Here is a 21,303-nt window from a genome sequence, read left to right as displayed (position 1 = left end):
CTATACTAAATGCCATAGACGAAAGAAGGTTGATTACATGAATAAAAAAGAACTTATGAACCGCTTAGATGCCCTTGCTTTAGAGGGGGAAATTGTCCCAAGCATGTCACTTTTAAAAAGCGACAAAGAAATTGAAATGATTAAAAAGAGCGCTCGTTTAAACACCGCCGTTCTTGACCACGTTTCCGCTCACATCAAAGCAGGTATGAGTACGCAGGAAATCGACACCCTTGTGTATGATTATACAACTCAAAATGGTGGTATACCAGCTCCTCTGAATTATAATGGATTTCCAAAAAGTGTTTGCACCTCTATTAATCAAGTAATATGCCATGGCATTCCACAGGAAGATGAACTCTTAAAAGATGGCGATATCATTAATGTGGATGTTTCCACTATCTTAAACGGCTACTTCTCTGATGCTTCCCGCATGTTTCTCATCGGTCAAGTCTCAGAAAACGCAAAAAAACTAGTTCATACCACCAAAGAGTGTGTTGAACGAGGTCTAAAGGCAGCTAAGCCTTGGGGGCATTTAGGGGATATCGCGGATGCAATCCAAACCCACGCCACCCAAAACGGATATAGCGTTGTCGCTGAGATAGGGGGACACGGTATCGGTCTTGAGTTTCACGAAGAGCCTTTTGTCAGTTACGTTACTCCAAAAGGCAGTGAGATGGTTTTAGTTCCTGGTATGATTTTTACAATTGAACCTATGATTAACGAAGGCAGTGCAGACTTTTACATTGATGCCGAAAATGACTGGACCGTTTATACAACGGATAACCTGCTGTCTGCTCAAATAGAATATATGGTTTTAGTAACAGAGACTGATCTTCAAATTTTAACTTGTTAAACTCACACTGGCTTTAGCAAAATGGCGGAGTACGCTCCCATATTAAGGGATACTTCTCCATTTTCGACTAAATACTCATCCTCATCCACAACGTATCCCTCCTCATAGCTGTAGAGAATTCTTTTCATTCTCCCATTGAGAGGTACATGGCATTTCCATACCGGAATTGTATAGGATGAGGCCTTTTCTCCTGCATTAATCACAACAACAATCTGACTTTTCTTATCAAAACGTCCGAAAGAAATCATCTGCCCTTCGCAATATAGCGGCAGCAAACTTCCCGTTCTAAGAGCAGTCTCTTCTTTGTGAATTCGAATCATCTCCTTATGAAAAGAAATCAACCCTTCATTTTCATTTCCCCACGGATAAGTCCGTCGGTTATCCGGATCCGTAAACCCAAATACCCCTGCCTCATCACCATAATAAATCGTAGGCGCTCCTATCCACGTCATTTGGAGAACAACCCCCTGGCGCATTACGCCATAATTAACGTATTTTTGAGCCTTAAAAGGCTTTTGTTTCTCTGCACGTCCTGTTACATGGTTCGTTCTCGTTAGGAATCGGGAATGATCATGGTTCGACAGTTCATTCATCGCGGTATACAACGCCGGTGTTGGTACCCGTGTCATATGATATTTAATCGAATTTATAAAATGCTGGGAGTTGCCCAAAAGTTCCGGACGGCTTTCCTCACTGTGTTTCTCCATTCCCGTAAGGTACCAGGATACCGGCTCCATAAACGCATCATAATTCATAATTGTATCCCACTCATCACCCTGGAGCCACTCTTTTGGGTCTCCATAGTGTTCCGCAAGAATAATCGCCTCTGGATTACTCTCTTTTACTACTTTGCGGAACTTTTTCCAAAAATCATGATTCGTTTCTTTACTTCCGCCTAAATCAGCTGCTACGTCCAATCTCCAACCATCTACATAAAAAGGTGGATCAATCCATTTTTTCCCAATTGATAAAATCTTTTCTTCCAATCCAGGGGACTCATCAAAATTTAATTTGGGCAAAGTGTCATGTCCCCACCACCCATCATAGCTTCCATTTTTAGGCCATTTATTAGGTTCGCCCTCATGAAAATAGAAGAAGTCATGGTATGGGCTCTCGTAATCCATATAAGCTCCCGGGGGATAATTCCCATTCATTTCATAAATCCGCTCACGATCCAACCATTTATTAAAGGAACCACAATGATTAAACACACCGTCTAAAATAAGACGCATCCCTCGTTTATGCAGCTCCTCTACCAAAGTTGCCAAAAGTTGATTACTGGCATCTATATTTTCTTGATTTGTCGTTCGAACAATATATTTTTTCGCATCTTGATTATTGGTATCTCCGTCGCCTAATAGCGTGTAATCATCCACAACAATTTTTCCATAGTGGGGATCCACACCTTCATAGTCTTGAATATCATACTTATGGTTTGACGGAGACACAAAAATAGGATTTAGGTAGAGTACCTCTACACCTAAATCTTCCAAATAATCCAATTTTTCAATTATCCCCTGTATATCTCCCCCATAAAATTCCCGAATGCCCATCGTTGCTTCCGGCAACTTATTCCAATCGGTAATCTGCTTGCTATAGTCTCCAAGATAAAAATATTCATAGGATTGTACGTCATTTGTAGGATCGCCATTATAAAAGCGATCTACAAATATCTGATACATCACAGCACCCTTCGCCCATTCCGGTGTGGAAAATCCCGGATAAATCTCAAAGGCATATTCCGGGATTAACTTTGATGATACACCGCACTGGTCATAAAACACCATTTCCTCTTCATCTTCAACGAAAAAATGGTATCTGAAAATTTCTTCTCCTACGTTGTGTGTTGTTACGTAATAATCAAAAACCTCATCACTTCTATCTTTTTTCATAGGATAACTTACTGCATTTGTAACGAGATACACCTGGATTTCATCACCTGTAGCACTACGAAAACAAAAGGTTACTTCTTGGTTTTTCTCCGGTTCCGCAGGCAGAACATATTGTGATGTTCCATCACAGAATAAAGCTTCTTTATTCATAATAATACCCCATTTATTTAGTGAAACAATGCTGCAAATTCTTCCCCAGTAATTTTTTCTTTCTCCAAAAGCAATTCTGCTCCTGAATGAAGAATTTTACTATTTTCTCGAATAATCTTTTTCGCTTCTGTATAACACTCATCAATAATACGCTTAATTTCTTTATCAATGGTTGATGCCACATTTTCTCCATATCCTCTTGAAGAATGCATTAAATCTTTTCCAATAAAGACCTCATCACCATTCTCTCCATAATTAATCAGTCCTACCGCCTCTGACATTCCAAACTCTGTCACCATGGCTTTGGCAATTGCAGTCGCCTGCTTAATATCCTGAGAGGCTCCTGTTGTGATGTCGTCGAACACTTCTTCCTCTGCCACACGACCTCCAAGAGCAACTGTAATATCTTGAATCATTTTACCTCTTGTGTTAAACATCTCATCTTTTTCCGGCAAAGGCATCGTATAACCTCCTGCCTGGCCTGTGGGAATAATCGAAACACTATGAACTGGTCCAACATCAGGAAGTACCTGAAATAGTATTGCATGTCCCATTTCATGATATGCCGTAATTTTTCTTTCTTTTTCTGAGATGATACGGCTCTTTTTCTCCGCTCCAATACCCACTTTAATAAAGGCTCTGTTAACATCCTCTTGCATCAAATAGGTACGCTCACTTTTCGCCGCATATATTGCCGCTTCATTTAATAAGTTTTCCAGATCTGCTCCGGTAAACCCTGCTGTAGTCTGAGCAATCACCTTAAGGTCAATATCATCTCCTAAAGGCTTGCCCTTGGAATGCACCTTCAAAATTGCTTCTCTTCCCTTTACATCCGGTCGGCCTACAACAACCTTACGATCAAATCGGCCTGGTCGCAAAATTGCAGGATCCAAAATATCCACACGGTTGGTTGCTGCCATGACAATAATTCCTTCATTCACTCCGAATCCATCCATCTCAACCAGCAGCTGGTTCAATGTTTGCTCTCTTTCATCATGTCCGCCACCCATACCAGTTCCACGCCGTCTTGCCACCGCATCGATTTCATCAATAAAAATGATGCAGGGAGAATTTTCCTTGGCTTGCTCAAACAAGTCACGAACTCTTGAAGCACCTACTCCCACAAACATTTCCACAAAATCGGAACCCGATATGGTAAAGAAAGGAACTCCTGCCTCACCTGCTACCGCTCTTGCCAACAACGTTTTTCCTGTACCAGGAGACCCTACCAAAAGAACTCCTTTCGGTATTCTCGCTCCCACTTCCATAAACTTCTTCGGTGTTTTTAAAAATTCAACAATTTCTTCTAATTCTTCTTTTTCCTCATCCAAACCTGCTACATTCTCAAAGGTAATGGTTTTATCTTTATCTGTTGTCATTTTTGCACGGCTCTTACCAAAGCTCATTGCTTTCGCATTTGCTCCTTGCCCTTGCCGGTTCATCATCATAAAGATAAAAAGTGCCCCGCCGCCAACTAAAAGAATGGGCAGTAAAGTAGTCAGAAACCAAGGTTCCTGGGGTACATCATTCATTGTATACTTAACATTTTTCGTCGTCAAATACTCTTGAATAGCATTAACGTCTGATACAACCAAGTGCTTTTGCTCCCCTTCACCTAATTGAACCAAGACTTTTCCAGTAGGTATATCTCTATTCTGTACAATAACAATTTCACTGTAGCTCTTTTCTGCTACTATTTTTTCAAATTCATCCGTTGAGATTTGACTTTGTTTTTCCCCCACCTGATTTGTTACAGTAAAAATAACAAATATCAGTATGAGAGCCAGCAAAAGAGTCAAACCATTAAATCCTCTGCCTTTTCGATTTTCCAATTTTTTCTCTCCCTCTATCTATTCTTCGACACTTATCACGCCGATATATGGCAGATTTCTATATTTCTGCGCATAATCCAACCCATAACCCACTACAAATTCATCTGGGATTTCAAACCCCAAATAATCTACTTCTACCCCTTTTACAACACGTCTGTCTGGCTTATCCAAAAGCGTACATAACTTCATGGACTTTGGGTTTCTGGCTTCCAATATTTCCATCAGATAAGACAATGTTCTTCCTGAATCTATAATGTCCTCAACAATCAACACGTCTTTTCCCTCAAGTGACTCATCTAAATCTTTTGCTATTTTAACCACACCACTTGAGGTTGTTCCGTCGCCATAGCTGCTGACGCTCATAAAATCCATAGACACAGGCACACTAATTCTCTTTGCCAGCTCGCACATAAAGAACACACCACCTTTTAATACACAAATAAGATGCACTTCTTTTCCAGCATAATCTTCACTAATCTTCGCTCCCAATGCACGTATTCTTTGATCCACCTCTTTTTCTGAGATTAATACATCAATTTTCTCTTTCACTTTTTACTCCTCTACTTTACTGTAATTTCCAGCACTTTCTTTGTATTTTCATTAATCTGATAAGCCTTACTTTGTCGATTCCCAAGAATCCACATTACTTCTTCCCCATCGCAAATCAGCCAAAGTTTATCCCGCTCTTCACGAGGAATTTTTTCGTTTATAAAATAGTCTTTCAGTTTTTTACTGCTCTTGTCTTTGTACAGAGCAATTTTATCACCTTGTTTTCGATGCCTGATTTCAATCTTGTTCTTGATTATATCATAATCAAACCATTTCGTGTAGTGACTTCCAGGAAACTCTGTCCCTGCATCCTCTCTGCTGAAGGTGCGCATACTGATATTGGGGACCGGCTCTTCTGCCGCCTTTACCTTTTGTGGTTTTCCAACTAGAATCCCTTTGTATTCTCGTTGCGCCTCTACTCCATATGGAAGATCGATTTTTCGCCCAACTTTCTTGGCAAAAAGCTCCTCCAGCTGATATACATGAAAAGAGGTAATATCTTTCTTTTCGCCACACACTTGAACCAGGCTCTCGTATAAAACATGCTCTTTCATCACCTCTGGCAGATGATTGAAAAAATCTTCTGTCACAAACAATCCCCTGTCATTCTTTTCGACCTTTTCCATATACTGATTCGTCAGCTCTTCCAGAAAGTCGTTGGTTTTTTGAATCTTTTCCATTGTTCCTGCAATATGTGCGACTGCCTTAACGTTTATTTCCTCTTCCATATAGTTCATGATATGGTTGCGGATTTTATTTCGTGTGTAATCATCCGTATGATTCGTTCGATCCTCACAGTAAAACAAGTTCTTCTTATCTAAATAGTCTAAAATCTCTTTTTTTTCAAGACAAAGCAAGGGCCGGATATATTTTCCTTCCATTGGCTTCATCCCGCCCATTCCCTTTAGACCTGTCCCACGGGCTAAATTAAAGAGCAAAGTTTCTGCATTATCATTCTTATGATGACCGAGCGCAATCTTATTGCACCCCTCTTCCTCACATATCTTTTGAAAATTTTTCTTTCTCAAAATCCGTCCTGCTTCTTCTTCAGATAGCTTTTCTTTCCTTTGATATTTTTTTACATCCTCATGAAAAACTTTAAATAGGACTTGGTTTTCTTCACAGAGTATTTTGACAAATTTTTCATCTTCCCCTGCTTCTTCTCTAATTCCATGGTTAATATGAACCGCTACCAAAGTCAGATTTAATTCCTTTCGAAGTTCTAAGAGTACAGAAAAAAGACAGATGGAGTCCGGCCCCCCTGAGAGACCAATCACTACTCTGTCATTTTTTATCAGTAACTTATTCTTCTTAATATATTCTTTTACAATATCATTTTGTTTTGAAAATAATTTCATTCTCATAAATAAGACCAAGCTTCTCCCTGGCAACATCCTCAACATAGGCATCTGTTCCCACGTACTCACCCAGCTCTTCGATTTCTGCAGAACGCTTCTTTTCTTCTTCTATCTGCGCCTCCAGCTCGACTTTTGTCGCTGTATTTGCATCGGCTTTCACTTTCATGTTATATCCACTTACAGACATAACCACTGTCAGAAGCAACAAGACTCCACTTACCAGAACCATGCTTCCCCGATTAACCCGTCGTCTATTTCGAATGCGTCTCTTCTCCTGCTTTTTCTTTATACTTCCCATACAATCACTCACCCCATCAGATTATATTTACACTACTTAATAATATATGTTTTTTGCACAATAATCAATTGGGCATAATGTATATTTTTTATTTCCATTTAGAATTTGTCTCATCAAAAAAATTTACCTGCCACTATTTTCCCACAACCCCTTGTGTTTTATCTGTCGAGCACCTCAAATTATTGTATGGTGATTTTGCACAATACGTACATTTTCTTCTTTATAAATAACGAAACAACTCTTTTGCTTCGTCCTTTTTCGTTGTGTCTTTTATATCTAACACTTCAACCCGTACTGTGTTACTTCCAAATTGAATTTCGATCTGGTCGCCTTCCTTCACCTTGAGAGAAGCCTTCGCCACCTTACCATTCACTAAAATCCGCCCTGCATCACATGCTTCGTTTGCCACGGTTCTTCTTTTAATTAATCTAGAAACTTTTAAAAATTTATCGAGTCTCATACTACCTTCCTTCATAGAATGGAAAAATAGAGAGCATACGCTCTCTATCCCATCTTCCCCATACCGTAATAACTATTTTGTATTTACAGCATCCTTTAATGCTTTTCCAGCTTTAAACTTTGGAGCCTTGCTTGCAGCAATCTTCATAGTTTTTCCTGTTTGAGGGTTTCTACCTTCTCTTGCTGCTCTTTCGCTAACTTCGAAAGTACCAAAGCCAACCAATTGAATTTTATTACCCTTTTTTAGTTCGCTTGTTACCACATCAACAAATGCCTTTAATGCTTTCTCAGAGTCTTTCTTTGGTAAATCTGCGCTTTTTGCAATAGCTGCAACTAATTCTGTCTTGTTCATGGATAAATCCTCCTTGTCTATGTATAGAATAGTATTCTATTTTCTCTGGGCCTCCCAACTTGCACTTGGCTCAGCCCTTAGTTAAAGTTATACCTGTTTTCGTACTGTTTGTCAAGGGAAAATCCCCTATTTTCAAGGGTTTTACACTTTTTTAATATCCTTATCTTCTATAATAAGTCATTCAACAAGTCTTGTATATTTTTTTCCATTTTTTCCGAGCATTCTTTCGCATTTTCCATGGATGTTCCTTTGATTCCAAAATAGAACTTTATCTTCGGCTCCGTCCCAGATGGTCTCACACAAACCCATGCATCATTTTCCAATTCATAATACAATACATTCGAAGTTGGAAGGGTGGTCTTTTCTTCCTTATTTGTTCTACAATCTGTGATGGTACCAACTTGATAATCCCGGACTCTGAGCACCTCTACATCCCCAAACTTCTTGGGGGGATTGCTTCTTAAGCTTGTTAGAATGTCCTGAATTTTTTGAAGTCCTTCTATTCCCTTTAGCGTAACAGCTGTCGTTTCGTCTTTATAATAACCGTATTTGTCATACATTTCCAAAACTACATCCCAAAGAGTTTTGTTTTGTGTTTTATAGTAAGCTGCCGCTTCACAAAGAGCCATCGTAGCAACAATAGCATCTTTATCTCTTGCGTAAGTTCCAATGAGACAACCATAACTTTCTTCAAATCCAAAGAGATACGCTCCTTTTCCTGTCGTTTCAGACTCCAGAATTTTTTGTCCAATGTATTTGAATCCAGTCAGCACTTCCACAACATCCACACCATAGGATTTTCCAATTGCATCTGCCAAATTGGAAGTTACGATGGTCTTAATCAAAAAGCCATCCTCTGGAAGCCCCTTTAATTCTTTGCGCTGTCCAATTTCATAGTCTGCCAGCAGACAACCTGATACATTACCGGTCAACACCTGATACGTACCACTCTTTTCATCCTTCACATAGACTCCTAATCTATCTGCATCCGGATCCGTTGCCAAAACCAAGTCTGCATCCACTTCTTTTGCCAGTGCTAATCCAAGTTCAAAAGCTTCTTTTGATTCTGGATTCGGATAAGAAACTGTAGGGAAATCACCATCTGGCTCTTCTTGTTCTTTTACCACATATACATTTTTAAATCCTAACTCCTTTAAAATCCTTCTCGCCGGTACATTTCCAGTTCCATGAAGAGGGCTGTATACGATTTTCAGCTGATCACCATATTGTTCAATTGCTTCCGGATGCAACACTTGCTTCTTAAGCTCTGCAATATAAGCATCATCCAGCTCTTGTCCAATTACTTCGTAGCAATTCTTGCTTCTGGCCTCTTCCTCTGAGATGATGGATAATGTACTGTAATCCGTGATTCCATTCACCTCATCCGTGATTCCTTGATCATGAGGCGGCGTAATCTGGGCTCCATCTTCCCAATACACCTTATATCCGTTATATTCTGGTGGGTTATGGCTTGCAGTAATATTAATTCCAGCAATACATCCCAGTTTTCTTACTGCAAAAGAGAGTTCTGGTGTCGGTCTTAAAGATTCAAATATATAGGCCTTAATATTGTTTTTCCCAAGAGAGAGTGCCGCCTCTTTTGCAAATTCCGGAGACATATGTCTCGAATCATAAGCAATGACCACTCCCTTGCTTCCCTTGCCTTGCTTGTTAATATAATTCGCAAGACCCTGTGTTGCTTTTCTGATTGTATATAGATTGAGTCTATTGGTTCCAGCTCCTATTACACCTCGAAGTCCCGCTGTACCAAATTCCAGATTTTTATAAAATCTGTCCTTTATCTCTTCTTCATTGTCTTTAATTGCAAGAAGTTCATTCTTTGTGTCTTCGTCAAAAAAGGGATTGGAAATCCACTCCTCATATTGCTTTTTATAATCCATTTAATTCTCCTCCTGACTTTATTTGATTTCTATCTGAAAAGACTCTCTTAGAATACGCTTTGCTTCTTCTTTGAGTATATCTTTATCATTCTTTTTGGGTTCCTCGATAACAATTCCAAGCAATTCCTCTAGGACAGCACCTATCATCTTGCCCTGATTTACGCCCAGTGCAATTAAATCCTTTCCATTCAAGTTCAGCTCTCTTAGAGAGGTGCACTCTTGCTTTTTCAAAATCTCTCCATAAACTTCTTCTATTTGCGAGATATTCATCAGTTTTTCTTGTCTTAAATAGTCACTCTGAGCTAAAACATCTGCTTTTCGAACTTCAAGGTAATAAGGAAACAGTTCTTTTCCTATTTTGTTTATTGCCTTTCGAACATTCGGAGCCTTAGCCGGCATCCGATAGTCATGATAATATACTAATTTACTTACTTTGTAAATCGTATCATTGTCAAACTTCATCCTTCTCATTACTTTCTTCGTAATCTCTTCGCTTCGAATTCCATGCTTTTTAAAATGAGCCCTTCCATCTTGATCGATTGTTTTATACTCTGGTTTTCCCATATCATGAAAAAGCATGGTAAGCCGGAGAACCTTATCTGCTTTCACATACTCCATTGCCTTTATCGTATGGATTCCCACATCATACATATGATGGGGTGTTTCCTGTGTCGTTTGCATCATACGGTCAAACTCTGGCAGAATGACCTTTGTAATTCCAAGATTATAAGCCTCTAATAAGAGTTCGGGATGAGCTGATACCACCAGCTTAATAAGTTCCACCTGTATACGCTCTCCACTGATAAATCGGAGATTTGGCGCCATATCTTTCATCGCCTCTTTCGTATTCTTCTCGATTTCGAAACCCAGCTGTGCCCCAAAGCGAATCCCACGTAATATCCGAAGCGCATCTTCTTCTAAACGATCTGCAGCATTGCCTACACATCGAATTACCTTTCCCTTCAAGTCTGAAATGCCTCCAAATAAATCCACCAGACCTTCCTCTTCATTATATGCCATGGCATTAATTGTAAAGTCTCTCCGCAGCAAATCTTCCCTAAGGTTTTTTGTGAAAGTCACCTCTTTGGGATGTCTTGCATCTTCATACTCACCATCTACCCGATAAGTTGTGACTTCATAAGCGCCTTTATCCACCAATACTGTCACCGTTCCATGCTTAATCCCAGTATCAACCGTTTTCTGAAACAGCTTTTTAATCTCTTGGGGTGTAGCGTTGGTTGTTACATCCCAGTCTGCCGGCTCCCGTTCCAATATGGCATCTCTTACACAGCCTCCGACACAGTAGGCTTCATATCCATTCTCCTGAAGCTGTCGAATCACTTTTTTTACTTGTCTTGGTATTTTTATCTCAAACTTTTTCATACCTCACATTATACACAGTATTGGATTTAATTTCCATAAAAATAGCGTTCCGCAAGTTATTCACTATTACGAAACGCTATTTTCACATAATCTAAATTAGTATGATTTTCCCCAGTATGCCATGTGTTTAGCAGGCTTTCCACACCAGATACACTTGTCAGAATTCATTTCTTCATCTTCAATCAAGCATCTGGTAGATGCACCACCGGTTACATACTTCACTTCACCTTCACACTCTGGATCTCCACACCAGCAAGCCTTAATAAAGCCTTTGCTTGATTTGAATTTCTCTGTCATTTCTTCAATGGTTGTAGCAGAATAAATATGCTCATTCAAGAAGTCTTTTGCACGATTGTACATATCTTCTTGTATCGTTTCAAGAATATCCCTTAGCTTTGTTGCAATTTCATCTAAGGATACAATAATCTTTTCTCTTGTATCTCTTCTTACCACAACAACTTGATTATTTTCAATATCCTTTGGTCCAATTTCAATACGTGTCGGAATTCCCAGCATCTCTTGCTCTGCAAACTTCCATCCAGGGCTCTTGTCTGAATCATCAATCTTCACACGGTATCCTGCTTTTTTCAATTCATCAAAAAGCTCACCTGCTCGATCCAATACTCCTTCTTTGTGCTGTGCAATCGGAATCACTCTACATTCTACTGGTGCAACGTGAGGAGGAAGTACTAATCCACTGTCATCACCGTGTACCATGATAAGAGCACCAATACTTCTTGTGGACCATCCCCATGATGTTTCGTATACACTCTTAAGCTGATTGTCTTTATCGATATACTTAATGTTAAACGCATCCGGGAAAGCACTTCCAAAGAAGTGGCTGGTTGCAGATTGCAATGCTTTTCCATCATGCATTAAAGCTTCTATTGTGTAAGTATCCTGTGCTCCGGCAAACTTTTCGTTTTCTGCCTTTCTTCCTGATACAAAAGGAATTGCAAGTGTTTCTTTATAACAGTCTTCATATACATGAAGCATCTGTATGGTTCTTTCCTCAGCTTCTTCATAAGTTGCATGAATCGTATGGCCTTCTTGCCATAAAAATTCTCTGGAACGCAGGAAAGGTCTTGTAGTTTTTTCCCAACGAAGCACCGAGTTCCACTGATTCCATACCTTCGGCAGGTCTCTGTATGATTGGACTGTTTTTGCCCACAAATCACAGAATAGAGTCTCAGAAGTAGGACGAATACAGAATCTTTCCTGTAGTCTTTCCATACCACCGTGAGTAACCCATGCAACTTCCGGCGCAAATCCTTCAATATGGTCTGCTTCTTTTTCCAGAAGTGATTCTGGAATCAAAAGAGGAAGGGATACATTTTCCACACCGGTGTCTTTAAATCTTTTATCTAAGTCGTTCATAATCAGTTCCCAAATCGCATATCCATTTGGAAGATAATTCAGACATCCCTTTACACTTGAATAATCACATAGTTCCGCTTCTCTTACCACATCCGTATACCATTGTGCAAAATCCTCGTCACGGGCTGTGATGCTTTTTACAAATTTTTCTTTTGCCATTTTTTGTCTCCTTTTTTCTTAAAACTCATTCTTACTTCACCTGGGATATCTGTCTGAATAAATAAAAAAACACCCAGCAAAAAATCCCAAAAAGGGACCGAAATGCTCGGCGGTACCACCCTAGTTAACTGCGACCCTCTCGCAGCTCTCTTCATTGGCCATTAACGCTGGCAATACGCTGTACTTTGATACAGTGACTCCAAGGTGGGTTCAACGCAGTTCATATCAAGGATCTTTCACCACTTAATCCTCTCTCTTTGGACAGCTTACATCTACTGGGCCTCTTCTTCGTCAAAATATAGAAAATCTTTCCTTATATTATCGAATTTAAAATGTCTTGTCAAGATGTGAAATACACTATACACTAAATAAACAGAAGAAAAAGAGAACAGGAGTTATAAAAATGTACCCAGACCTAGAAATTTTATATGAAGATAAAGATATTATTGTATGTGTAAAACCTCACGGAGTTCCTACCCAAAGCAAGAGCATTATGACCAAGGACATGGTAAGTCTTTTAAAGAACTATTTAAACTCTCCTTACCTGGGATTGATTCATCGATTGGATCAACCTGTAAAAGGCATTATGGTTTTTGGTAAGACTCCTTTGGCATCTAAAAATTTATCGAAATCTTTAACAGCAAACTCCTTCCAGAAATTGTATCTGGCAACCGTTCATGGAAAGCCAGCCAAGGATACAGATACATTAACAGATTATCTTTTACAAGACAAAAAAAGCAATACTTCCTCCGTTGTTTCACCGGGAACTCCTGGACAAAAGCGTGCTTCTCTCTCCTATAAATTGCTGGACTTTAACAACGAGGGCAACACTTCCCTGCTGGAAGTCTCTCTTGAAACGGGACGACACCATCAGATTCGTGTCCAGCTTTCCCACATTGGACATCCAATCGTTGGTGACCGCAAATATGGCCAGTCCACTGATGCTGGGAAAAATATCCAACTGGTTGCATACAAGCTTTCTTTCCCTCATCCTGCTACTGGAAAGCGGCTCTCTTTTTCGATTTCATAATTCCTCTTTGCAAAAAAGAACCTCAAACAAATCGCAATCGATTCATTTGAGGTCCTTTTATCCCCGTGCATGCCTTGTTTGCTTAAGCATATGCTCTATATTATTCCTTCTCCAACTTCGTTCGGTTCATCTGGCATCTCAGCAAACTTATCTAAGATAATTTGTTGGATACGCTCTCTTGTTCCAGAATTAATTGGATGTGCCACATCTCGATATTCTCCATCAGATGTTTTTTTGCTTGGCATAGCTATAAAAAGCCCTTTTTCTCCTTCTATTACTTTAATATCATGAACAACAAACTCCTCATCCATGGTAATTGAGACAACTGCTTTCAGCTTGCCCTCCTTTGTGATTCTGCGAATTCGCACATCTGTGATTTGCATAGCTTACGCTCCTTTCTTCAAGCCTACACCTTACAGTGCATACCTCTCGTTTTTTTCGTTGACTATCTTCACACCATCTTCTCCTACAAAACGCGTGTTTGCACGGATAGTACCTCTACTTTCAATTATACAGTTTTCAATATAGATGTTGTCCCCCAGATATACGTCATTCAATATAATAGAATTCTTTATGACGCAATTATTGCCAACAAATACTTTCTTGAAAAGAATCGAATTCTCTACCGTACCATTGATAATACACCCGCTGGCAATCAAACTGTTCTTTACATTCGCCTTTGGATTGTATTTTGCTGGTGGCAGGTCTGATACCTTTGAACGAATGTCAGGCTGTTCTTTAAAGAAGTAATTTCTCACATCCTTTTTTAGAAAATCCATATTCGTCTTGTAATAGGCATCCACTGTAGTAATGCTGTTCCAGTAGTCTTTTATTTTATATCCGTATATCTTTTTCAGGTTCTTGTATCGAACCAGGATATCGGTTACAAAATCATATCTTCCTTCTTCTGCACTGTGCTCGATTAAATCAATTAACTGTCTTCTACGTATTATATAAATGCCTGTTGACACAATGTTTGACATTGCCACCATTGGCTTTTCTTCAAAGTCAGTAATTCGCATCGTGCTGTCCATTTTTACGACACCAAATCTTGTCGCGTCTTCCTGTTCAGGTATTTCTTTACAAACAACAGTAATGTCTGCCTTTTTCGCAATATGATATTCTAAAATCTTAGAATAATCAGTTTTATATATTCCATCCCCTGATGAGATCACAACATAGGGTTCATGGCTCTTTTTCAAAAAATCTAAATTTTGATAAATTGCATCTGCTGTTCCTCTATACCAATAGCCATTATCTGCAGTAATCGTTGGCGTAAAAAGAAATAACCCACCGTGTTTTCTACCAAAATCCCACCATTTTGACGAGTTCAAATGCTCATTTAAGGATCTGGAATTGTATTGAGTCAGGACAGCCACTTTTTGAATCGATGAATTTGACATATTACTTAGAGCAAAGTCAATCGCACGATAGCTTCCTGCGATGGGAAGAGCAGCTGCTGCACGCTTTTTAGTCAAGTCTCTTATTTTAACCGGATTTCCACCAGCTAAGATGATTCCTAATGCTCTCATAACTGCTCACCTGCCTTTATCAATGTCTCTCCACTTCCAATAGCTCCTTCCGGATAATCCTCCGCTTTCGTATAGCCGCTTATTGCTGTGTTTTTCCCGATTTGAACACCTTCTGGGATAACTGATTTTTCGGCTATTGCCACCAAACCATCTCCATAAATATGAGGTTTCTCACGATTTGGTATGTCGGCACCAATGCCAATGGTAACGTTATTACTTATCTTTGCCTCTTCTGCAATAATAGCCTTATCAATCACACAGCCGCTTCCTATCTTTGCACCCTTCATAATAATAGAGTCCCTTACAATACTTCCTGCCTCTATCGTAACTCCGGAACCAATAACACAATTGTAGACCTCTCCATAAATTTCGCACCCATTACATATAATGCTCTTTACGGTAACTGCCTCTTCGGAAATATACTGTGGTGGAATAATCTCACTATTTGTATAAATCTTCCAAAACTCTTCATATAAGTTAAACTCTGGAACGATATCAATCAGCTCCATATTGGCTTCCCAATAGGATTGGAGAGTTCCAACATCTTTCCAGTACCCATTAAACTCATAAGCATATAGGCTTTTTCCCTGGTCATGACAGTAAGGAATTACATGTTTTCCAAAGTCGCATCCTGCTTCCTCTTTATTCACCATGAGTGCTTCTTTTAATGTTTCCCAGTTAAAAATATAAATTCCCATTGATGCTAAGTTACTCTTTGGTTCCTTTGGTTTTTCTTGAAAATACTCAATCTTTCCTTCTTCTCCGGTTACTACAACACCGAAGCGTGAAGCTTCTTCTAAAGGAACAGGCATCGTTGCAATCGTTACATCTGCACCTTTTTCCTTGTGATTATCAAGCATTACTTCATAATCCATCTTATAAATGTGATCACCTGATAAAATTAAAACATAGTCCGGATTGTACGTTTCAATAAAATTCAAATTTTGGTATACAGCATTTGCTGTTCCGGTATACCATTCACTGTTTTTTCCCTTTTCATAAGGGGGTAAGATTGCCACTCCTCCTACGTTACGATCCAAATCCCAAGGGATTCCGATTCCGATATGAGCGTTCAATCTTAAGGGCTGATACTGAGTTAAAACGCCTACCGTATCAATGCCAGAATTGATGCAATTGCTCAGTGGAAAATCAATAATTCGATACTTCCCTCCAAACGCTACTGCTGGTTTCGCCACTGTTGATGTCAGAACACCGAGTCGACTCCCCTGCCCTCCGGCAAGCAGCATCGCTATCATTTCTTTTTTTGCCATAGTACGTCACCTCTTTTCGGTATGATTCCATTACAGTATATCATAGTTTATTTTTTAAGTGAATAATTTACATCAACAAACCCAGATTTATTTCTTTTTTTGTAAGATGTGCCTAAAAAATTAGATATTGGCTTTTTTGCCATTATAAGTATATAATAATTACGATATTAAAATCAGTTTTAGGAAGGATTACTATGTATAAAATAAATTTTAAAGAGCCGATTCACGTTCATTTTATCGGAATTGGCGGAATCAGTATGAGCGGTCTTGCTGAAATCTTACTAAAAGAAAATTTCACAATAAGCGGATCCGATAATCAGGACTCTTCTCTTTTAGATGAACTCAGAAGAAAAAACGTACAGATTGATATTGGTCAAAAAGCTTCTAATATACGGGAAGGCATTGATCTTGTAGTCTATACTGCCGCTGTACATGAGGATAATGAAGAATACGCTGCTGCGAAAAATAAAGGCTTGCCTATGCTGTCACGTGCCGAACTTTTAGGTCAACTCATGGAAAATTATGACGTTCCTATTGCAGTAGCCGGTACCCACGGGAAGACAACGACGACTTCCATGCTTTCCCATATTTTGCTGGAGGGTGAAAAAGATCCTACTATTTCTGTAGGCGGGATTCTTCCTTCAATAAATGGTAATATTAAGGTAGGCGGAAATAATTTGTTTTTAACAGAAGCCTGTGAATATACAAACAGCTTCCTGCACTTTTTTCCAAAAATCAGCATTATTCTTAATATAGACGAGGATCATTTGGACTTTTTCAAAGATTTAGATGATATTTATCAATCTTTCCTTGCGTTTTCAAAACTCCTTCCCGAAGATGGAACCCTGGTCATAAACGGAGATATCGAAGGTCTTAGTCTGTTCACTGGAAACGTATCAGCGCCTCTTCTGACCTATGGTATCGGCGAAGGTTATGATTGTTACGCAAAAAATATTGTTTTTGATTCAATGGGCTGTCCTTCCTTTGATGCCTATTATAAGGATGAGGCTCCGAAGCATATTACATTATCTGTTCATGGGGAACATAATGTCGGAAACGCTTTAGCCTCTATTGCTACCGCCAGACTTATAGATACCCCCTGGAATGAAATTCAAAAGGGACTCACCTCATTTACTGGAACCAATCGGCGTTTTGAAAAAAAAGGGGAGAGGAATGGCGTCACGATTATTGATGATTATGCCCATCATCCAACTGAAATCAAAGCCACACTAAAAGCAGCAAACGCATATCCTCATCGGGAAATATGGTGTATTTTTCAACCCCATACATATTCCAGAACGAAAGCCTTGTTTCAGGAATTTGCAGATACACTTTCACTTTCCGATCATATTATTCTGACAAAAATATATGCTGCAAGAGAAACGGATACCTTAGGGGTCTCTTCAGAGGATTTGGCTGAACAAATAAAGAAAAAAGGGAAAAATGCATACTACTTTGAAACTTTTGAGGAAATAGAGAATTTTTGCATTGAGAATTGTAAAAAAGGTGATATGTTGATAACTATGGGTGCCGGAAATGTTGTAACCATTGGGGAATCCATTTTGAATCATTAGTTATCCACAGTATCCACAGTTTTTTATCCACAAAAAACTTCTTTTTTGGTAAAAAAACTTCTTTGTTTACGCAGTTCTTGGATGCTATAATACCTTTACGATTAAATACTCAAGCAGGTATGAGGGAGGTTACACCAAGAATGAAGCGTATTAATTTGAAAGGAAATATCCAAGGATATTCCGTTGTTTTAAATAATGATTTTATCGATCATTACATGCCTAAGGCAAATGGGGAATTTGTAAAAGTATACTTACTTTTATTGCGTCATTTTTCCAATCCTTCCAAGGCATTATCGATTTCAAAAATAGCAGATATATTAGAAATAACCGAGAAAGATGTGAAGCGTGCTTTAAAATATTGGGAAAAACAAGGATTGCTTGACTTCGAATCTGAATCCGAGGAAATTGATGAGGATCCTCTTCCGGAACCGGAGATAAAGGCAGTTCCTCCAATCGCAAAAGATGTTCCTCAAATTGAACAGTACCGCAACCGCAAAGAAAAAAACGGTCTGAAATCGTCTTTGTTTTTAGCGGAAAGTTATTTCGGGAAAACTTTATCTCATGCTGAGGCAGAGGTCATTGCCTTCATCTATGAAGAGTTAAGCTTCCCAACCGATTTAATTGATTATCTGATTGTCTTTTGCGTTGAAAACGGGAACAAAAGCATCTATTACGTAAAAAAGGTGGCAATTAACTGGTCCGAACAAGGAATCAAGACTGTTGAAGATGCGAAAGAAAAGGTCATTCCTCATAATAAGAAATGTTATTCTATCCTAAAGGCATTTGGTATTACTGACCGGGCGCCTGCTTCTGCTGAAGCCACCTACATCAAGCGTTGGTGTGAAGAATACGGTTTTTCTATGGAGATGATTTTAGCTGCATGTGATCGCACAATTAATGCGATTCACAAACCCAGTTTTGACTATGCAGAAAAAATACTGAAAGGCTGGCATGAGAAAAAATACCATACTCTTGAGGCTGTGGAAAAAGCAGATGCTCTTTACCAAAATGCAAAAAAGGTAAAGCCTGAACCCAAAAATGCATCTAAAAATGCATTTAATAATTTCAAAGAGCGTTCCTACGATATGGAAGAGCTTGAGAGAAAATTAATTCAATAGTAAGGAGATACCTATGCCACTTTCCAATTCGTTGTACAATGAAATCATGCGTACATATGAAAAAAAGCAGCTGGACAATCAGTACCGTTTGCAAAAGCGGTATGAAGAAATCTATAGAGAACTACCCCAGATTAAGGACTTGGAGAACCAAATATCCTCTCTAAGTTTACAAAAGGCAAAGGCATATTTAGATGGAGATGAGGATGCTCTTAACACGCTACATAAGAATCTTCATCTTATTTCTATGAAGAAAAAAGAGATTTTATCCAACGCCGGCTATCCAGATGATTACTTGTCACTTCAATATACTTGCAAAGATTGTCAAGATCGTGGATACATTCATAACAAAAAGTGTCATTGCTTCAAGCAGGCTGAGATTGAACTTCTTTATGCGAATTCAAATCTTCGGGATGTTTTAGAACAAGAAAACTTCGATTCTTTACGCTGGGATTTGCATTCCGACTCAGAAGTAGATAAGGTTACAAACCGCAGCCCCAAAGAATCTTTTAAAATCGCTGTAGATAACTGCCAAGATTTTGTGACCCATTTTCCACAGGACTTCCGGAATCTTTTTATTTTCGGGGACACAGGAACAGGAAAAACTTTTCTAACCCACTGTATTGCAAAAGAACTGATCGATCGTTCTTTTTCTGTCGTCTATGTGACGGCTAGTGATTTGTTTGATATATTAGCAAAGAAAATGTTTGAAAAAAAAGAGGATGAACATCATATTTATGATTGTGACTTACTAATCATTGATGATTTAGGAACCGAGCTTTCCAACTCTTTTACAAATTCACAGCTCTTTGTCTGTATAAATGAGCGTCTGCTAAATAAAAAGCCGACCATAATTTCAACCAATTTATCCTTGGAAGAAATAAAACACAACTATTCTGAACGCGTCTTTTCCCGGGTGAGCAGTAATTACACATTGCTCCGGCTGACTGGTGAGGATATTCGGATAAAAAAGAAATTGTTAAAGTAGGAGGAAATGAAAATGCTGCGTCGTAGTGAGCGAAACCTTGATAACATTCCTGTAGGATCTTTGGGACTTATTGCCCTTGAAGACTGTAGAGAAATGAGTGAAAAGGTAAATAATTATCTGGTAAAATGGAGAAAAGAGGAAGGACATAAGCACAAAGATGATATTATCTTTAACGGTTATGAAAGAGATTCCTATCTCATTGATGCAAAAGTACCCCGCTTTGGTTCGGGAGAAGCAAAAGGTATTATAAACGAATCTGTTAGAGGCATGGACTTGTATTTGATGGTAGATGTATGCAATTACAGCCTTACCTACTCTCTCACCGGAGAGGTCAATCACATGTCCCCTGATGACCATTATCAGAATCTAAAGCGCATCATTGCTGCTATCGGCGGTAAAGGTCGTAGAATCAATGTAATTATGCCATTTTTATACGAAAGCAGACAGCATAGAAGAAGTTCCAGAGAATCCTTAGACTGTGCATTGGCGTTACAAGAATTGGTACATATGGGTGTTGAAAACATTATCACCTTTGATGCTCATGATCCCCGTGTTTCCAATGCAATTCCTTTAAGCGGATTTGAAACGGTACGCCCTACTTACCAATTTATAAAAGGTCTTTTAAGACACGTAAAAGATTTGCAAATAGACGCAGAGCATATGATGGCCATCAGCCCTGATGAAGGAGCAACGGAACGTGCAGTATATCTGGCCAATGTCCTGAATCTTGATATGGGAATGTTCTACAAACGAAGAGACTATACAAAGATTGTAGATGGACGTAATCCGATTGTGGCTCACGAATTCCTTGGCTCATCTGTGGAAGGAAAGGATGTTATTATTTTAGATGATATGATTTCTTCCGGCGACAGTATCATCGATGTTGCCAGCCAGCTCAAGCAAAGAAAAGCAAAGCGAATATTTGCCGCCGCTACTTTTGGGCTCTTTACCAATGGGCTGGAAAAATTTGACAAGGCTTATGAAGATGGCATTATCAACGGCATTTTAACAACAAACTTAATTTATCAGACTCCAGAATTACTGGAACGCCCTTACTATATCAACTGCGATATGAGTAAATACGTAGCACTACTTGTAGATACCTTAAATCACGATGGTTCTTTAAGCAGTATTTTAAATCCAATTGAAAGAATCCAAAATGTAGTTGCCCGCTATAAACGGGGCGAAGACATTTAAAACAAAGAGGAGGTTGCTCATTTGAGCAATCCT

Annotated in this window: 19 protein-coding genes and 1 other annotated feature; of the genes, 6 read left to right on the top strand and 13 right to left on the bottom strand. The window is 39.0% G+C overall.

Annotated features, from left to right (window positions below; translation table 11 throughout):
* Positions 1 to 37: 37 nt before the first annotated feature.
* The gene (map, locus tag NHH15_RS09150) at positions 38 to 853 is read left to right on the top strand and encodes a type I methionyl aminopeptidase (RefSeq protein ID WP_330639183.1); all 816 of its coding nucleotides are present in this window, start codon (positions 38 to 40) and stop codon (positions 851 to 853) included.
* A gap of 2 nt (positions 854 to 855) precedes the next feature.
* Here the strand turns inward: map and NHH15_RS09145 are convergent, their stop codons facing one another.
* The 10 genes from NHH15_RS09145 to proS all read right to left on the bottom strand — a co-directional run bounded on the left by NHH15_RS09145 (position 856) and on the right by proS (position 12,563).
* The gene (locus tag NHH15_RS09145; protein ID WP_262066359.1) at positions 856 to 2,895 is read right to left on the bottom strand and encodes an alpha-glycosidase; all 2,040 of its coding nucleotides are present in this window, start codon (positions 2,893 to 2,895) and stop codon (positions 856 to 858) included.
* Positions 2,896 to 2,912: 17 nt separating this feature from the next.
* Complete coding sequence (ftsH, locus tag NHH15_RS09140; RefSeq protein WP_262066358.1) at positions 2,913 to 4,727, bottom strand: ATP-dependent zinc metalloprotease FtsH; 1,815 nt, start codon at positions 4,725 to 4,727, stop codon at positions 2,913 to 2,915.
* A gap of 18 nt (positions 4,728 to 4,745) precedes the next feature.
* Positions 4,746 to 5,276, bottom strand: a complete 531-nt coding sequence (gene hpt / locus NHH15_RS09135; RefSeq protein ID WP_262066357.1) for a hypoxanthine phosphoribosyltransferase — start codon at positions 5,274 to 5,276, stop codon at positions 4,746 to 4,748.
* A gap of 11 nt (positions 5,277 to 5,287) precedes the next feature.
* Positions 5,288 to 6,640, bottom strand: a complete 1,353-nt coding sequence (gene tilS, locus NHH15_RS09130) for a tRNA lysidine(34) synthetase TilS (protein WP_262066356.1) — start codon at positions 6,638 to 6,640, stop codon at positions 5,288 to 5,290.
* The gene (locus NHH15_RS09125) at positions 6,609 to 6,932 is read right to left on the bottom strand and encodes an FtsB family cell division protein (RefSeq protein ID WP_262066355.1); all 324 of its coding nucleotides are present in this window, start codon (positions 6,930 to 6,932) and stop codon (positions 6,609 to 6,611) included. Before NHH15_RS09125 ends, tilS begins: the two co-directional genes overlap by 32 nt.
* Before the next feature lie 220 nt (positions 6,933 to 7,152).
* A complete protein-coding gene (locus NHH15_RS09120; RefSeq protein ID WP_262066354.1) occupies positions 7,153 to 7,392 on the bottom strand; it encodes an RNA-binding S4 domain-containing protein in 240 nt (79 codons plus the stop codon).
* Between the two features lie 72 nt (positions 7,393 to 7,464).
* Positions 7,465 to 7,743 carry an HU family DNA-binding protein gene (locus NHH15_RS09115; RefSeq protein WP_262066353.1) on the bottom strand — a complete coding sequence of 93 codons (279 nt, stop codon included), beginning with the start codon at positions 7,741 to 7,743 and terminating at the stop codon, positions 7,465 to 7,467.
* A gap of 167 nt (positions 7,744 to 7,910) precedes the next feature.
* Complete coding sequence (locus NHH15_RS09110) at positions 7,911 to 9,644, bottom strand: phospho-sugar mutase (RefSeq protein ID WP_262066352.1); 1,734 nt, start codon at positions 9,642 to 9,644, stop codon at positions 7,911 to 7,913.
* A gap of 18 nt (positions 9,645 to 9,662) precedes the next feature.
* Positions 9,663 to 11,027 (bottom strand): CCA tRNA nucleotidyltransferase, encoded by a 1,365-nt coding sequence (locus NHH15_RS09105; protein WP_262066351.1) that lies wholly within the window; start codon positions 11,025 to 11,027, stop codon positions 9,663 to 9,665.
* A gap of 96 nt (positions 11,028 to 11,123) precedes the next feature.
* Entirely contained in the window at positions 11,124 to 12,563 is a 1,440-nt protein-coding gene (gene proS, locus NHH15_RS09100) for a proline--tRNA ligase (RefSeq protein ID WP_262066350.1), read from the bottom strand.
* Between the two features lie 89 nt (positions 12,564 to 12,652).
* Positions 12,653 to 12,861, bottom strand: a binding site (T-box leader).
* 105 nt (positions 12,862 to 12,966) lie between these two features.
* Here proS and NHH15_RS09095 point away from each other — a divergent pair.
* On the top strand, positions 12,967 to 13,593 hold the full coding sequence (locus tag NHH15_RS09095) for an RluA family pseudouridine synthase (protein WP_262066349.1): 627 nt from the start codon (positions 12,967 to 12,969) through the stop codon (positions 13,591 to 13,593).
* A gap of 95 nt (positions 13,594 to 13,688) precedes the next feature.
* Here the strand turns inward: NHH15_RS09095 and spoVG are convergent, their stop codons facing one another.
* Genes spoVG through NHH15_RS09080 form a run of 3 tightly spaced genes read right to left on the bottom strand, consistent with a single transcriptional unit; the run spans position 13,689 to position 16,396 of the window.
* Positions 13,689 to 13,976, bottom strand: coding sequence for a septation regulator SpoVG (spoVG, locus tag NHH15_RS09090; protein ID WP_262066348.1), 288 nt, complete (start codon positions 13,974 to 13,976; stop codon positions 13,689 to 13,691).
* A 30-nt stretch (positions 13,977 to 14,006) separates the two neighbouring features.
* Entirely contained in the window at positions 14,007 to 15,125 is a 1,119-nt protein-coding gene (gene glgD / locus NHH15_RS09085) for a glucose-1-phosphate adenylyltransferase subunit GlgD (RefSeq protein ID WP_262066347.1), read from the bottom strand.
* The gene (locus NHH15_RS09080; protein WP_262066346.1) at positions 15,122 to 16,396 is read right to left on the bottom strand and encodes a glucose-1-phosphate adenylyltransferase; all 1,275 of its coding nucleotides are present in this window, start codon (positions 16,394 to 16,396) and stop codon (positions 15,122 to 15,124) included. The genes glgD and NHH15_RS09080 overlap by 4 nt, the downstream gene beginning before the upstream one ends.
* A 194-nt stretch (positions 16,397 to 16,590) precedes the next feature.
* On the opposite strand from NHH15_RS09080, the gene murC reads away from it, so the two are divergent.
* The 4 genes from murC to NHH15_RS09060 all read left to right on the top strand — a co-directional run bounded on the left by murC (position 16,591) and on the right by NHH15_RS09060 (position 21,270).
* A complete protein-coding gene (murC, locus tag NHH15_RS09075) occupies positions 16,591 to 17,970 on the top strand; it encodes a UDP-N-acetylmuramate--L-alanine ligase (RefSeq protein WP_262066345.1) in 1,380 nt (459 codons plus the stop codon).
* Positions 17,971 to 18,110: 140 nt separating this feature from the next.
* Positions 18,111 to 19,088, top strand: coding sequence for a DnaD domain protein (locus tag NHH15_RS09070; protein ID WP_262066344.1), 978 nt, complete (start codon positions 18,111 to 18,113; stop codon positions 19,086 to 19,088).
* A 13-nt stretch (positions 19,089 to 19,101) separates the two neighbouring features.
* Positions 19,102 to 20,073, top strand: coding sequence for an ATP-binding protein (locus NHH15_RS09065; RefSeq protein ID WP_262066343.1), 972 nt, complete (start codon positions 19,102 to 19,104; stop codon positions 20,071 to 20,073).
* 12 nt (positions 20,074 to 20,085) lie between these two features.
* Positions 20,086 to 21,270, top strand: coding sequence for a ribose-phosphate pyrophosphokinase (locus tag NHH15_RS09060; RefSeq protein WP_262066342.1), 1,185 nt, complete (start codon positions 20,086 to 20,088; stop codon positions 21,268 to 21,270).
* Positions 21,271 to 21,303 lie beyond the last annotated feature (33 nt).

It is taken from the genome of Aequitasia blattaphilus (assembly GCF_024721305.1).
GTDB lineage: Bacteria > Bacillota > Clostridia > Lachnospirales > Lachnospiraceae > Aequitasia > Aequitasia blattaphila.
Note: the sequence above shows the minus strand (reverse complement) of the source record. Positions and strands in the feature narration are given on the sequence as shown.

Coding starts and splice junctions, on each gene's coding strand:
- map (WP_330639183.1), top strand. CDS start 38: ATGAATAAAAAAGAACTTATGAACCGCTTAGATGCCCTTGCTTTAGAG.
- NHH15_RS09145 (WP_262066359.1), bottom strand. CDS start 2,895: ATGAATAAAGAAGCTTTATTCTGTGATGGAACATCACAATATGTTCTG.
- tilS (WP_262066356.1), bottom strand. CDS start 6,640: ATGAGAATGAAATTATTTTCAAAACAAAATGATATTGTAAAAGAATAT.
- NHH15_RS09125 (WP_262066355.1), bottom strand. CDS start 6,932: ATGGGAAGTATAAAGAAAAAGCAGGAGAAGAGACGCATTCGAAATAGA.
- NHH15_RS09120 (WP_262066354.1), bottom strand. CDS start 7,392: ATGAGACTCGATAAATTTTTAAAAGTTTCTAGATTAATTAAAAGAAGA.
- NHH15_RS09115 (WP_262066353.1), bottom strand. CDS start 7,743: ATGAACAAGACAGAATTAGTTGCAGCTATTGCAAAAAGCGCAGATTTA.
- NHH15_RS09110 (WP_262066352.1), bottom strand. CDS start 9,644: ATGGATTATAAAAAGCAATATGAGGAGTGGATTTCCAATCCCTTTTTT.
- NHH15_RS09105 (WP_262066351.1), bottom strand. CDS start 11,027: ATGAAAAAGTTTGAGATAAAAATACCAAGACAAGTAAAAAAAGTGATT.
- proS (WP_262066350.1), bottom strand. CDS start 12,563: ATGGCAAAAGAAAAATTTGTAAAAAGCATCACAGCCCGTGACGAGGAT.
- NHH15_RS09095 (WP_262066349.1), top strand. CDS start 12,967: ATGTACCCAGACCTAGAAATTTTATATGAAGATAAAGATATTATTGTA.
- spoVG (WP_262066348.1), bottom strand. CDS start 13,976: ATGCAAATCACAGATGTGCGAATTCGCAGAATCACAAAGGAGGGCAAG.
- glgD (WP_262066347.1), bottom strand. CDS start 15,125: ATGAGAGCATTAGGAATCATCTTAGCTGGTGGAAATCCGGTTAAAATA.
- NHH15_RS09080 (WP_262066346.1), bottom strand. CDS start 16,396: ATGGCAAAAAAAGAAATGATAGCGATGCTGCTTGCCGGAGGGCAGGGG.
- murC (WP_262066345.1), top strand. CDS start 16,591: ATGTATAAAATAAATTTTAAAGAGCCGATTCACGTTCATTTTATCGGA.
- NHH15_RS09070 (WP_262066344.1), top strand. CDS start 18,111: ATGAAGCGTATTAATTTGAAAGGAAATATCCAAGGATATTCCGTTGTT.
- NHH15_RS09065 (WP_262066343.1), top strand. CDS start 19,102: ATGCCACTTTCCAATTCGTTGTACAATGAAATCATGCGTACATATGAA.
- NHH15_RS09060 (WP_262066342.1), top strand. CDS start 20,086: ATGCTGCGTCGTAGTGAGCGAAACCTTGATAACATTCCTGTAGGATCT.